Origin of the sequence: Pseudomonas sp. DTU12.1 (assembly GCF_009873475.1) — a bacterium.
GTDB lineage: Bacteria > Pseudomonadota > Gammaproteobacteria > Pseudomonadales > Pseudomonadaceae > Aquipseudomonas > Aquipseudomonas proteolytica.
In genome coordinates, this window is record NZ_CP045254.1 from 3653057 (window position 1) to 3665137 (window position 12081).

11 protein-coding genes and 1 tRNA gene are annotated in these 12081 nt (G+C 57.5%); 8 read left to right on the forward strand and 4 right to left on the reverse strand.

The features are described 5' to 3' along the window. Nucleotides 1-35 precede the first annotated feature (35 nt). Nucleotides 36-139 (reverse strand) — tRNA-Ser (locus GDV60_RS15790). A gap of 425 nt (nucleotides 140-564) precedes the next feature. On the opposite strand from GDV60_RS15790, the gene GDV60_RS15795 reads away from it, so the two are divergent. From GDV60_RS15795 to GDV60_RS15815, 5 genes are read left to right on the forward strand one after another with little or no spacing between them, the layout of a single operon-like run. Beyond that, a complete protein-coding gene (locus tag GDV60_RS15795) occupies nucleotides 565-912 on the forward strand; it encodes a metalloregulator ArsR/SmtB family transcription factor (RefSeq protein ID WP_070996066.1) in 348 nt (115 codons plus the stop codon). Nucleotides 913-934: 22 nt separating this feature from the next. Next, nucleotides 935-2218, forward strand: a complete 1284-nt coding sequence (locus tag GDV60_RS15800) for an arsenic transporter (protein ID WP_070996065.1) — start codon at nucleotides 935-937, stop codon at nucleotides 2216-2218. 28 nt (nucleotides 2219-2246) lie between these two features. After that, the gene (locus GDV60_RS15805) at nucleotides 2247-2717 is read left to right on the forward strand and encodes an arsenate reductase ArsC (RefSeq protein ID WP_070996064.1); all 471 of its coding nucleotides are present in this window, start codon (nucleotides 2247-2249) and stop codon (nucleotides 2715-2717) included. A 9-nt stretch (nucleotides 2718-2726) separates the two neighbouring features. Beyond that, nucleotides 2727-3425 carry an arsenical resistance protein ArsH gene (gene arsH, locus GDV60_RS15810; protein ID WP_070996063.1) on the forward strand — a complete coding sequence of 233 codons (699 nt, stop codon included), beginning with the start codon at nucleotides 2727-2729 and terminating at the stop codon, nucleotides 3423-3425. A gap of 9 nt (nucleotides 3426-3434) precedes the next feature. Beyond that, nucleotides 3435-3980: an arsinothricin resistance N-acetyltransferase ArsN1 family B gene (locus GDV60_RS15815; RefSeq protein WP_070996062.1), complete on the forward strand. Its 546-nt coding sequence runs from the start codon at nucleotides 3435-3437 to the stop codon at nucleotides 3978-3980. 386 nt (nucleotides 3981-4366) lie between these two features. On the opposite strand, the gene GDV60_RS15820 is transcribed toward GDV60_RS15815, so the two are convergent. Both GDV60_RS15820 and GDV60_RS15825 read right to left on the reverse strand, forming a co-directional pair. Then, on the reverse strand, nucleotides 4367-5482 hold the full coding sequence (locus tag GDV60_RS15820) for an HD-GYP domain-containing protein (protein ID WP_070996061.1): 1116 nt from the start codon (nucleotides 5480-5482) through the stop codon (nucleotides 4367-4369). Continuing rightward, nucleotides 5475-9416 (reverse strand): response regulator, encoded by a 3942-nt coding sequence (locus tag GDV60_RS15825; RefSeq protein WP_070996060.1) that lies wholly within the window; start codon nucleotides 9414-9416, stop codon nucleotides 5475-5477. Before GDV60_RS15825 ends, GDV60_RS15820 begins: the two co-directional genes overlap by 8 nt. Before the next feature lie 472 nt (nucleotides 9417-9888). On the opposite strand from GDV60_RS15825, the gene GDV60_RS15830 reads away from it, so the two are divergent. From GDV60_RS15830 to GDV60_RS15840, 3 genes are all read left to right on the forward strand, one after another. Further along, on the forward strand, nucleotides 9889-10095 hold the full coding sequence (locus GDV60_RS15830; RefSeq protein ID WP_070996059.1) for a hypothetical protein: 207 nt from the start codon (nucleotides 9889-9891) through the stop codon (nucleotides 10093-10095). A gap of 96 nt (nucleotides 10096-10191) precedes the next feature. Beyond that, the gene (locus tag GDV60_RS15835; protein ID WP_070996058.1) at nucleotides 10192-10539 is read left to right on the forward strand and encodes a hypothetical protein; all 348 of its coding nucleotides are present in this window, start codon (nucleotides 10192-10194) and stop codon (nucleotides 10537-10539) included. Between the two features lie 22 nt (nucleotides 10540-10561). Continuing rightward, complete coding sequence (locus GDV60_RS15840; RefSeq protein WP_070996057.1) at nucleotides 10562-11242, forward strand: SOS response-associated peptidase family protein; 681 nt, start codon at nucleotides 10562-10564, stop codon at nucleotides 11240-11242. Here the strand turns inward: GDV60_RS15840 and GDV60_RS15845 are convergent. Continuing rightward, nucleotides 11239-12033, reverse strand: a complete 795-nt coding sequence (locus tag GDV60_RS15845) for a DNA adenine methylase (protein ID WP_070996056.1) — start codon at nucleotides 12031-12033, stop codon at nucleotides 11239-11241. The genes GDV60_RS15840 and GDV60_RS15845 overlap by 4 nt on opposite strands. Between the last annotated feature and the right edge of the window lie 48 nt (nucleotides 12034-12081).

Below are 12081 nucleotides of genomic sequence, written 5' to 3' on the forward strand. Positions count from 1 at the left end.
CCCCGCATAAGCGGGGCTTTTGTTTGAATCTTGGCGGGAAACCAGGGATTCGAACCCTGGGAACGCTATTAACGTTCGCCGGTTTTCAAGACTGGCGATTTTTTCTTTAAATACAGCAAGTTAACCTTTTATCATTTCCGCATCACTCCATTTATCGACGAGCTGAAAGCCCCGTAACTCAAGGGGTGCGCTTCAGGTTGCGGAAATGATTTACTCCCTCCCCGGCGTCCTGCCGACCGCACACAAACTACCAAATTGCCCACGATTCGTGGCGCTTGTCGTATGGCCGCGTTCGGCCGATTGTGTTGAAAAAGTCGACCCGGCCTGGTGACTCATGCATTGAGCGGTGAAAGCGCCTTTTTTGCACGCGGCTACGTCAAATCTGAGTCCTGAACCTTCTGCATTCAACACAGATTTCAATCTCAGGCGCGCACTTTTCTGCCGTGGAAACCAAAGCCGACTTTCTCAACACAATCGGCCAAAAGCAGACAGTCGACATGAAGTTACTTGCTAGATATATATGGATATGCGTATATTCGATTCTTCATATATGCAGAGCGACCCATGATCACTCCTCCCGAAGTCTTTAAGAGACTCGCTGACGAAACCCGCGTCCGCGCCATGCTGCTCATCGCCGATCAAGGTGAACTCTGCGTCTGCGAACTGATGTGTGCGCTTGACGACAACCAGCCGAAAATCAGCCGCCACCTCGCGCAACTGCGCAGCAATGGTTTGCTGCTCGATCGCCGTCAGGGCCAGTGGGTCTATTACCGTCTCAACCCGGATCTGCCAGCGTGGGTGCGCGAAATCCTGCAAGTGACGTCCCTGGCCAATGCTGACTGGCTCAAGGATAACGTCGCCCGCCTGCAGAACATGGACGGACGTCCGGTGAGCGAAGCTGCCTGCTGCTGAATCCGGATTAGAGAGTTTTGAAATGTTGCAGGCTTTCGCTGTTTTCGTCTTCACCCTCGCACTGGTCATCTGGCAACCCAAAGGATTGGGCGTCGGTTGGAGCGCCACGCTCGGTGCCGTGATCGCCCTTGCTGTCGGTGCCGTTTCGCTGCAGGACATTCCCACAGTGTGGGCCATAGTCTGGAACGCCACCGCCACGTTTATCGCGGTGATCATCATCAGCCTTCTGCTGGATGAAGCCGGCTTCTTTGAATGGGCGGCACTCCACGTTGCACGATGGGCAAAGGGCAGTGGTTATCGATTGTTCGCGTTCTGCGTGTTGCTTGGCGCGGCGGTAGCGGCGGTATTTGCTAACGACGGTGCGGCGCTGATCCTTACGCCTATTGTGATGTCGATGTTGCTGGCGCTGCGCTTTTCACCGGCGGCGACGTTGGCATTCGTGATGGCAGCAGGGTTCATTGCCGACACGGCCAGCCTGCCGCTGGTGGTGTCCAATCTGGTCAACATCGTGTCCGCCGACTACTTTGGCTTGGGCTTTGCCGAATACGCATCGGTGATGGTGCCGGTGAGTCTGGTGAGTGTCGCGGCGACCTTACTGGTACTGTTTGTGTACTTCCGGCGCGATGTACCACTGCGCTACCCGGTTGAGGCGCTTCAGGAACCCAAAGCAGCGATTCGCGACCACGCCACCTTCGTGGTCGGTGGCTGGACACTGCTGATATTGCTGGTCGGGCTGTTCGCACTGGAACCACTGGGGATTCCTGTCAGTGCCGTCGCGGCAGTGTGTGCGGCGATCCTTTTTGCGGTCGCTGCCAAGGGCCACAAGATCGCTACCCGGCGGGTTATGCGTGATGCGCCGTGGCAGATTGTGGTGTTCTCGCTGGGCATGTACCTGGTGGTGTATGGCTTGAAGAACGCGGGGTTGACTGACCTACTCGCCGTTGTCCTCGACCGCTTGGCCGAGCAAGGTTTATGGAGTGCCACCCTTGGCACCGGCCTGCTGTCCGCGCTGTTGTCATCGGTGATGAACAACATGCCCAGCGTGCTGATCGGTGCACTGTCGATCCAGGCGAGCGACGCCCAAGGGCTCGTTCGCGAAGCGATGATCTACGCCAACATCATTGGCTGCGACCTCGGCCCGAAAATCACTCCCATCGGTAGCCTCGCCACGTTGCTCTGGCTGCATGTGCTGGAACGCAAAGGTCTGCGCGTCACCTGGGGCTACTACTTCAAGGTCGGCATTCTGCTAACCCTTCCTGTTCTGTTGATCACTCTTTCGGCACTGGCACTGCGCCTGAGCCTTTGATGCCCGCCAAAAGCAATAGGAGCAATCCATGCGAGTTCTGTTCATGTGCACGGCCAACAGTTGCCGCAGCATCCTCTCTGAAGCCATGTTCAATCATCTGGCGCCAGCGGGATTCGAATCGGTGAGTGCCGGCAGTTTTCCCAAAGGTCAGGTGTTGCCGCGCAGTCTGTCGACGCTGCAACAGGCCGGCATCGCCATTGATGGCTTGCACAGCAAAGACAACGATGCCTTCGAAAGTAACCCGCCGGACATCGTCATCACCGTGTGCGACAAAGCCGCTGGCGAGACTTGCCCGGTGTATTTCGGCCCGGCGCTAAAATCCCACTGGGGACTGGAAGATCCATCCGATGTAGATGGTGATGACGAGACGATTGACGCAGCTTTCCGAGCGACATTGGCACGCATCGGACTACGCTGCCAGGCCTTCCTGGATCTGCCCTTTGCAACCCTCAGCCGTGATGAGTTGAAAACCGCACTCGACCGAATCGGCACGCTTTAAGGAGAACCCATGTCCGCCCATCTACCCAACCTCGACCTGACTTTGTTCGATGACGGCAAACCAGCGAAACCGGGCGAGCACAAACCGCGCATCCTGCTGCTTTACGGCTCGACCCGCGAACGCTCGTTCAGCCGTCTGCTGGTAGAGGAAGCCGCGCGCCTGCTCGAACACTTCGGCGCCGAAACGCGAATCTTCAACCCGTCCGGACTGCCCCTGCCCGACGACGTTCCGGTCGACCATCCCAAGGTGCAAGAATTGCGTGACCTGGTGCTGTGGTCGGAAGGTCAGGTCTGGTGTTCACCAGAGCGGCATGGTGCGATGTCCGCCGTGTTTAAGGCGCAGATCGACTGGATCCCGCTGGAACTCGGCGCTGTGCGCCCGACCCAAGGCAAGACCCTGGCCGTGATGCAGGTCTGCGGCGGTTCGCAATCGTTCAACGTGGTCAACCAGTTGCGCGTGTTGGGCCGCTGGATGCGCATGTTCACCATCCCCAATCAATCCTCTGTGCCGAAGGCCTATATGGAATTCGACGACGCCGGGCGGATGAAAGCGTCGCCGTTCTACGATCGTGTGGTGGATGTGATGGAGGAGCTGGTGAAGTTCACCGTTCTGCTACGCGATCAACAGGCACATTTGGTCGACCGCTACTCCGAGCGCAAAGAAAGCTCCGAGCATCTGATGGCGCGTGTTAATCAGCGTTCAATTTGAGAGGGTGGCATGTCTATTGAGTTAAGAATTGCCCATACGGATGACGCAGAAGAAATTCAGGCCATTTACGCGCCAATCGTTCAAAACACTTCCATCTCTTTCGAAGAGGTTACGCCTACGGTCGAAGATATGCGGCAACGCATATTAACCACCCTGAAAACGTACCCTTTTTTGGTGGCTACTCGAGAAGGTCGAGTGATCGGCTATGCCTATGCGAGCCAGCATCGGGCTCGTGCTGCCTATCGCTGGGCAGTCGACGTTACAGTGTATATCGCTCAAAGTGATCGTCGCACTGGCGTTGGACGCAGCCTTTATGCCGCACTGCTTCCCATCCTCACACGACAGGGCTTTCGCTCTGCCTATGCCGGTATTTCGCTACCGAACGCCGAAAGTGTCGGCTTGCACGAGCGAGTTGGCTTCAAGCCCATCGGCATATTTTCCGAGGTTGGTTTCAAACTCGGAGAATGGCACGACGTGGGTTATTGGTGCTATGTATTGGCCGGGGCAACAACTCCGCCGAGTGAAATCCAGCCATTTACCGCTTTCAATGAATGATTAATCGTGAAGTATTGCATGGATTTTTTTATAAAGTTCGCGAAGGACGTGATCATTTATGAATGTCTGCTTTTGGCCGATTGTGTTGAAAAAGTCGGCTTTGGTTTCCACGGCAGAAAAGTGCGCGCCTGAGATTGAAATCTGTGTTGAATGCAGAAGGTTCAGGACTCAGATTTGACGTAGCCGCGTGCAAAAAAGGCGCTTTCACCGCTCAATGCATGGGTCACCAGGCCGGGTCGACTTTTTCAACACAATCGACCCATAACGGACGTTCAAGCAGATGATGCCAAATAATCGATGGAGTTCGCATTGCCTCTAAGGGGCATTTCAAAACCTCAAAAAAATGACCAAAAGCCCTTGACATTGATTTCACGGCGACGCTTTGATTAGCCATCCTGACCGCGATCAGCAAAACGCACCGCGATAGCCCGGAATTGCTCATGGTTGGCCAGGAAAACCTCGCAGATATCTGGATCGAAATGCGTAGCACATCCCTCTCGGATTATATCCAGCGCCTGATCGTGTGACATGCCTTTCTTGTATACGCGTCGGCTAATCAGCGCGTCATACACATCCGCCACCGCCATGAGCCTAGCGCTGATGGGGATGTCATCGGCACTCAGCCCGTCTGGATAACCGGTACCATCCCACTTCTCGTGGTGGCTGTAGGCGATCTCCTTGGCAAGGCGCAAAAAACCCACCGAGATGCCCAACTGCTCTTCGGCATGCCGGATGGCATCGCGTCCCAGTATCGTATGGGTCTTCATCGTCTCGAACTCTTCCGGCGTGAGGCGCCCCGGCTTGAGCAGTATGTCATCGGGTATGCCGATCTTGCCGATGTCATGCAACGGAGCTGACTTAAATAGCAGGCGGATACTTTCGTCATTGAGAAACTGCTGGAACCTCGGATGTTCGCGAAGCATCTCGGCCAGTAGTCTGACGTAGTGCTGAGTTCGTCGAATGTGGTTACCCGTCTCATTGTCGCGGGTTTCGGCCAGCGAGGTCATGGCCTGAATGGTCACATCCTGGATGGCGATGACCTCGGCGGTGCGGCGCTGGACTTCCTGCTCAAGGTAAGCCTTCTGATCACGCAAAAAGTCGGCGGCCGCCTTGATCTTCAATTGGGTTTCCACCCGTGCCAGCACGATGGGTGGGTTGATCGGCTTGGTGATGTAGTCCACGGCGCCCATCTGCAAACCCAGGATCTCGTCTTCCATTGTCGCCATGGCGGTGATGAAGATGATCGGGATATGAGCGGTGCGCGGATCGCGCTTGAGCTGCTCTGCTACCTCATACCCCGACAGATCAGGCATCATGATGTCGAGCAGAATCAGGTCCGGGCGAGGCTCTTGCACCGCTGCCTTCAGCGCGCGCTCACCGCTGATGGCCACCCGCATGCGGTAGATGTCCTTCAGCAGGCCATTGATCAGCGTAATGTTCTCCGGCGTATCATCGACAATGAGGATGATCGGGCGAAGTGAGTAGTTTTGCGTTTCACTCATGATGCTCCCTCCAGCACGTGGTATCGCGGGCCGTCGATGCACGTTTGAGTGTTAGCCGTGCGGCCTCGAAGTCAAAGTTGTTCACCTCATTCATCAACTGCTCGAAACTGTCCTGGCCGAGTGCTCCGCGCAACGAATCCGCATACTGTTCCATATAATCCGGCGCTGCTCCGTCATTGGCCTCCAGTAGGTGGATGAGCGCAATGGCATGCTGTGCCCAGTCGACGCTCGATACCACCGCCGGTGCTGCCTGGCCGCTACCCAGCGCTTGGCGGATTGCATGCACGGCCAGCGAGAGCGCCTCGATCAATTCATTCACCAATGCGTCCGACTCAGCGTGCGCCCTGATCGCGGTTTCCAACTTACCGGCCATGGCTTGCAGGCCGCTGAAGCCGAGGTTGCCTGCAACGCCTTTCACGGTGTGGGCCATTCGCTCGGCCGTCGCCCGATCACCCGCGCGTAGCGCGTTCCCCAGCGCTTGCCCTTCCAAAGCCCTGCGGTCGGCAAATTGACCCAGCAGCTTGATGTATAGCTGGCGATTGCCCGCCACTCGCCTCAGTCCGTCAGCGCTATCTAGCCCTGGAATGTCCGGTAGGCGCTCCTCGCCCGATGCGGCGCTGGACGGCTCCACTGCCGCCGACCGAGGTACGACCCAGCGCAGAACCGTGGCAATGAGTGCTTGCGGATCCACGGGCTTGGTCACATGGTCGACCATGCCCGCCTCGATGCAGCGCTCCCGGTCCTCGATCCTGGCATGTGCGGTCATAGCAATCACCGGGATCTGTGCGCAGTGAGGCCCGACGCGAATACGCCGGGTCGTCTCGAGACCATCCATCTGCGGCATCTGTACGTCCATCAGCACCGCGTCGTATTGCGCTGCAGCCAACATCGACAGCGCCTCGCAGCCGTTGCCGGCAACTTCCACCTGGGCACCGGCAGCCTCGAGAAGCTCCCTGGCAATCTGTTGGTTGATTTCGTTGTCCTCCGCGACGAGCAGGCGCACTCCGGCGAGCACCTTCGCCTGCGCAATGGGTACGGTTAGCGCCACCACGCCCGTTTGCGGCGCGAATAAGTTGACCAGGACCTCTACCAGCGAGGACTGGTTGACCGGCTTGACCAGGAACGCGCGAATGCCGGCCGCTTGCGCAGCGGCGTGCATTTCGTCATGCCCAAATGCACTGACCATGACAGCGTGCAGTGCAGGCTGCAGGCCAAGCGCCCGGCGCGTCGTCTCGATGCCGTCCATCTCTGGCATTTGCCAATCCACCAATAGCACCCGGAACGGGTCGTCGGCCGCAGCACCGCGAAGGCTCTCCAGAGCTGCCTCGCCTGACGCCACCGCGACCGGCGAAAGCCCCGCTACGCGAAGCATGTCGGAAAGGATCTGGCGCGCGTCAGCATTGTCATCGACGACCAGGACGCGCGCTCCGGCGAGCTCCGCAGGGACAATCTGGCGCTGCGTACGCATGTGCTGGTCAAGACCAAGCCAGACGCTGAAAGAGAACGTGCTGCCGTTGCCCGGTTCTGAGTCAACCGCGATCGTTCCGCCCATCAGCTCGACGATGCGCTTCGAGATGGCAAGGCCCAGGCCGGTACCGCCGAATTGTCGCGTGGTGGAGCTATCGGCTTGGGCAAAGGCCTCGAAGAGTCGCCCGGTTTGCTCGGGAGTCATGCCGATACCGGTATCGCGGATACGAACCTGCAGTTGAACTTTGTCGCCGGTGCGGTCCAGGTTGCGAACCACGACCGTAACCTGCCCCTGTTCGGTGAATTTCACTGCGTTGCCTACCAGGTTCAGGATGACCTGGCCCAGACGCAGCGGATCTCCAAGCAGCGTCTCGGGAACGTCCGACGCCCGGTCGAACAGCAGCTCAATGCCCTTGTCGTAGGCCTTTTGCGCAATCAGCGAGGACACGTTGTCGAGCACTGCGTCTATCTCAAATGGCACTGCCTCGACGCTAAGCTTGCCGGCCTCGATCTTGGAGAAGTCGAGGATGTCGTTGATAATGCCAAGCAGCGAAGTGCCCGCGTTGTGGATCTTCGAGACATAATCGCGCTGCCGCTGGTCCAGCGAAGTCTTCAGCGCAAGGTAAGACATGCCGATGATCGCATTCATGGGCGTGCGGATTTCGTGACTCATGTTTGCAAGGAAGTCGCTTTTTGCCCGCGTCGCCTCTTCAGCAATCTCCTTCGCCCGCTGCTGCGCGTGCTCTGCTGCCTTGCGCTCGGTGATATCCTGCAGCCAGCCGAGCAGCCCTTGCTCCCCCTGGATCTGGATTGGCAGGTAAGTGACAAGTATGGTGCGTTCGCGCCCCTGCCGGTCACGCATCGGTACTTCCTGGTCCTTTGCAATGCCGTCGTCCGTGAGGCGTTCGACGATGGCTTCGCGATCATGCTCATTCGCGTAAATCTGCGAAGCAGCGTCACCGACGCCTACGCCGAACGTTTCACAGAAGCGGGGGTTGGCGAAGCGGATCACGCCCTCGGTAGAAAAGGCTATGTTGATTGGACTCGTATCGAGGATTGCCTGCAGCCGCGCGCGTTCTTCGCTAAGCGCCGCTGCTGCCGCATGATGATCCGTGACATCGCGCACCCAGCTGGCGACCAGGGTCTCACCGTGGATTGTCACGAATGATGCACCAACCAGAACCCAGAGAATTGATCCATTTTTGTGCAACAGGCGGGTCTCGAAGTTTTCGACCTTGCCGTTTCGTGTCAGCAGTTCGAGGAAGCGTTCGCGCTCCTCAGGGTCGACATACAGGCTCGTGGCGTCGCGCCCTAGCAGGTCCTCGCTGACATAACCGGTCGCCTGTGAAAAGCGTTGACTTACTTCCCTGACGGCCCCGTTCCGATCTGCAAGCACCAGGCTGGCGGGGCTGGTATCCATGAGCGCGCGAGTGAAAGCCTCGCGCTCGGCTAGCTCTGCGGCAACGCGCTTGCGCTCGTCCACTTCTCGGTTGAGGCGTCGGTTCCAGGCCAGCATGGCGCCGAGCAACAGCAGGACCGCGACCAAGCTCGGGATCGCCCAGCTCATTACGGTTTTGATATCAAGGCTGTCCTCGTTGAGGGACTCCTCGAACAGCCGGTATTCCATGAGCGATACGCGATAGTACCGCCGCCAGCTCGCATCGAGCGGCGAATCAATACGATTGCTGGACTGGAAGAACTGTTCCAGTGCTCGCGCAAGATCCGGGGCGTTGCGCGCAACACCCCACCCAACGCTGGTCGCTTCGCTGACCGGAAACGCAATGGAGAGACGTTCGGGATCTTCACGGGCCCAGCGCAGCGCGCTTTCACTACCCAACACCGTGAAATCCACCTTCGCATCGGCTACCAGTTTCACCGCCTGTTCGGTTGTCGCATAGACCATTCTGACCGGCTTACTGGAGAGAGGACCGCGATTGGCTTCATCGATCCACTGCTCGTAGCCCGTGCCCTTCTGCACTGCCGCCGTCAGACCGAGCAGATCAGACACCTCATTGCCTAGGGACTGGTTGGAGCGATGGGCGATGACCAGGTTGCGTACCCGGTAATAGGGCACGAGCAGCATCTTCGTTTCGCGCCAAGGGACGATCTGCAAGTCATTTGGATAAAGATCACAGCGGCCTTCGGCGAGTAGCTTCGGGTCGTAGCTTGCCTCGCGTACGGTCTCGCCCCGATCGTCGTGAAACTGCGCATCGAAACTCGGCAGTTCCGTTACCTGTGGGCGTAAACCGAGTGACCGCGCGAACGCCTCCGCGTTAGTCCGGTAGAAAGAAGCGCTTGAGCCAGCCACGCATATGCGCAGGACGCCGCTTTCCCGAATCTGGGACAGCGTACGTGCTTCCACGCATGGCATGCCCAACACCAACAAGCTTACCAGTGCAAGCAACGCTCCCAAGCGCGGCTCTGTTTTCAAAATGCTCCTGCTGGTAGGTAATTGCTCACTATCCAACTCCACATATCCTTGTGAACGCCCTTGCACGAGCTTGTACGCCGTTCTGCACTGGTATTATAGGTTTTTGGAGTGTAGGCATACGGTGCAGCAAGCGCCAGCAACAAAAACAGGGCCAGCTAGCAACTTCCCACTGCTACTCACCGTCCGGAGAGTGAGTTTCCGGACGCTTACTTAATACTCGCACACCTAAGTTTCTCCACTATCCGCTATGGGTCAATTCTGTTGAAAAAGTCGGCTTCGAACTCTACGGCAGAAAAGAACGCGCCAGAGATTGAAATCTGAGTTATGGGCTGACGGTTCAAAGCTTTGAATTCACGTAGCAGCGCGCAAAAGAGGTCATTTCACCCATCAGTATTCGAGCGTTTTGGGCAAGCCGACTTTTTCAACACAATCGGTCGAAAGGAGCCCCCCCTAGAACATGCGTGGCGCACACCAACTGCTACGCTGTTCACTCCAAGGAGGAACAACGATGCCGAACTCAGACCTGCTCCCTTCCCTGCTGTCCAAAATCAACGAAAACCAACTCGCCCTTGAGGCGGCCATCATGGAGCTTACGAACTGGGTTGAGCAGCAAGGCGGCACCGAAATCGCCGACAACGTTCGCGGCGCGTTGGACGCCATCGACCGGAACGAAGAGTTCATCAAGCTGACCCTGGCCGTTCTCAATGCTCCCTAACTGATCGTCGGGAACACCTGCAGCTCGTCGCCTCGCAACCTCAGTCCGCACGAATCTCGATTACTGTATAAACATACAGCTTCGGATTACCCCACCATGAAAATCGATGAAGACACCTGCGAGTGGCTTGGATGCCCTACGCCTCTAGAAATGCACAAGCAACACGCCCTGCTCCTGGAAAACGAGATCCAGGAACTGCACCTGCAGCTTCGCAAAGCCCGAGAGGACATCTATGGCCTGGTGCGAATGCACGCTGAGTTATCTACCGAACGCGACAAACTTCGGGCAGAGCTCAAGACCTCCAATTGCGCCCTTGCTAGCTGCAAGACAGACCTGGGTTTTGTCAGAAGCAAACTCAACTCACTTGAATGGGGGCTTGCGCGAGCGACAAATGGGGCCTGGGGAAGCAAACCCTTAGAAATTTTGCCGCGTGATCTAAGCTGAAATTTCTACCGAGGGCTTGCCGATGTGCGGAAGACTTTCACAGTACAGCGGAATTCATGACTTCGTTGCAGCACTGAGCATGCCGAACGCCCTGGTGAATTCCGTGGGTGACGCGCCACTTGAGCGCTACAACGTGGCACCGACAACCCAAGTCGCCCTGCTCCACCTGCAAGATGAAACCTTGCACGCAGACTTGGTGCAGTGGGGTTGGCGGCCGCACTGGGCCAAGGACCGTGCCGCGGCGATAAACGCTCGAGTCGAGAAAGTGGCCTACGGCCCATTCTTCCGGGCGATCTGGCCACACCGAGCAATCACGCCCGTGGACAACTGGTTTGAGTGGATTGATGAAGGCGGGCCAAAGAAACAGCCCTACCTGATCCGCCGGCGGGATGGCGCGCCTGTGCTGTGCGCGGCCATAGGCCAGCTACCCGACGCAGATGAAGGCCAAGGCGAGCATGACGGCTTTGTGATCATCACCGCCGACAGCGCCGGCGGCATGGTGGACATTCACGACCGGCGGCCCGTGGTGCTAACGCCAGAGCTGGCCAGGGAATGGCTGGACCCAGCCACGCCCAAGGAGCGTGCCGAGCAGATGGTGTTGCACCAGGGCGAGCCGGCCGAGGCTTTCGAATGGTTCAAAGTCGATACGGCCGTGGGCAACGTACGGAACAAAGGCCTGGGACTGATAAAGCGACTGGCCTAGAAAAGCCCGCCGAGGTCAGAGGGTTTCCAATTCATTATCACCAACTCCCCGCTGACCTCAGCCTTCCCCTGCCGCTGGTTCGTCGTGGAATATCGAATATCTACAGTTTCAAAGTGAAACCCCTCAAATACCCGCCGTATGTCCGGATGGTCATTGATGCTGACCATCACCTTTCCTTTGCAGCGCCGCATGAAATCAGCCATCCGTTCATAGTTCTCAAACGGAAAGTCCACACCGTAACCAGCGGTCTGCCAGTAAGGCGGGTCCATGTAATGGAAGGTGTGAGGCCGGTCGTAACGTTCGGCACATTCAAGCCAGCCGAGGTTTTCAACATAGGTTCCGGAAAGACGCTGCCACGCTGCAGAAAGGTTTTCCTCGATCCGAAGCAGGTTGATTGCCGGACCAGTGGTCGCAGTACCAAACGTCTGCCCCGTCACCTTGCCGGCGAAGGCATGGTGCTGAAGGTAGAAAAATCGAGCAGCACGCTGAATGTCGGTAAGGGTTTCAGGGCGGGTCATCTTCTGCCACTCGAACACCTGCCGAGAACTGAGCGCCCATTTGAACTGGCGCACGAACTCTTCCAAGTGGTTCTGCACGACGCGGTACAGCGTCACCAGGTCGCCGTTGATGTCATTGAGGACTTCAACTGGCGCGGCCTGAGGGCGCATGAAATATAGCGCAGCACCACCAGCAAACACTTCAACGTAGCATTCGTGCGGTGGGAACAGTGGAATAAGGCGATCAGCCAGACGACGTTTGCCGCCCATCCATGGAACGATTGGGTTTGTCATTTTTGCAATCCTTTGCAAAGTGGGTGTGTATTGGTGTCATGTTAATTT

Bases quoted from the DNA above. Each gene is read 5' to 3' on its own strand.
- GDV60_RS15795 (WP_070996066.1), top strand. From the start codon at position 565: ATGATCACTCCTCCCGAAGTCTTTAAGAGACTCGCTGACGAAACCCGC.
- GDV60_RS15800 (WP_070996065.1), top strand. From the start codon at position 935: ATGTTGCAGGCTTTCGCTGTTTTCGTCTTCACCCTCGCACTGGTCATC.
- GDV60_RS15805 (WP_070996064.1), top strand. From the start codon at position 2,247: ATGCGAGTTCTGTTCATGTGCACGGCCAACAGTTGCCGCAGCATCCTC.
- arsH (WP_070996063.1), top strand. From the start codon at position 2,727: ATGTCCGCCCATCTACCCAACCTCGACCTGACTTTGTTCGATGACGGC.
- GDV60_RS15815 (WP_070996062.1), top strand. From the start codon at position 3,435: ATGTCTATTGAGTTAAGAATTGCCCATACGGATGACGCAGAAGAAATT.
- GDV60_RS15820 (WP_070996061.1), bottom strand. From the start codon at position 5,482: ATGAGTGAAACGCAAAACTACTCACTTCGCCCGATCATCCTCATTGTC.
- GDV60_RS15830 (WP_070996059.1), top strand. From the start codon at position 9,889: ATGCCGAACTCAGACCTGCTCCCTTCCCTGCTGTCCAAAATCAACGAA.
- GDV60_RS15835 (WP_070996058.1), top strand. From the start codon at position 10,192: ATGAAAATCGATGAAGACACCTGCGAGTGGCTTGGATGCCCTACGCCT.
- GDV60_RS15840 (WP_070996057.1), top strand. From the start codon at position 10,562: ATGTGCGGAAGACTTTCACAGTACAGCGGAATTCATGACTTCGTTGCA.
- GDV60_RS15845 (WP_070996056.1), bottom strand. From the start codon at position 12,033: ATGACAAACCCAATCGTTCCATGGATGGGCGGCAAACGTCGTCTGGCT.